Source organism: Kitasatospora sp. LaBMicrA B282, assembly GCF_050325825.1.
GTDB lineage: Bacteria > Actinomycetota > Actinomycetes > Streptomycetales > Streptomycetaceae > Kitasatospora.
In genome coordinates this window covers 1-469 of record NZ_JBNQTI010000407.1, presented here as the reverse complement: position 1 = coordinate 469, position 469 = coordinate 1, and the positions used below count along the sequence as shown (strand labels likewise).

The 469-nt window shown below is 58.4% G+C and carries 1 rRNA gene; it reads left to right on the top strand.

Annotation, left to right across the window (positions count from 1 at the left end):
* Positions 1-469, top strand: a 23S ribosomal RNA gene (locus tag ACQRUO_RS39690); the annotation flags it as partial.

Below are 469 nucleotides of genomic sequence, written 5' to 3'. Positions count from 1 at the left end.
GGAGCCGTCGGACCAACGGGGTAGTAGCTGAGCGATGGGGTGACGCAGGAAGGTAGTCCAGCCCGGGCGGTGGTTGTCCCGGGGTAAGGGTGTAGGACGAGTGATAGGCAAATCCGTCACTCATAGAGTCTGAGACCTGATGCCGAGCCGATTGTGGTGAAGTGGATGATCCTATGCTGTCGAGAAAAGCCTCTAGCGAGTTTCATGGCGGCCCGTACCCCAAACCGACTCAGGTGGTCAGGTAGAGAATACCGAGGCGTTCGGGTGAACTATGGTTAAGGAACTCGGCAAAATGCCCCCGTAACTTCGGGAGAAGGGGGGCCACGCCTGGTGAGGAGTCTTGCACTCTGAGCTGGGGGTGGCCGCAGAGACCAGCGAGAAGCGACTGTTTACTAAAAACACAGGTCCGTGCGAAGCCGTAAGGCGATGTATACGGACTGACGCCTGCCCGGTGCTGGAACGTTAAGGG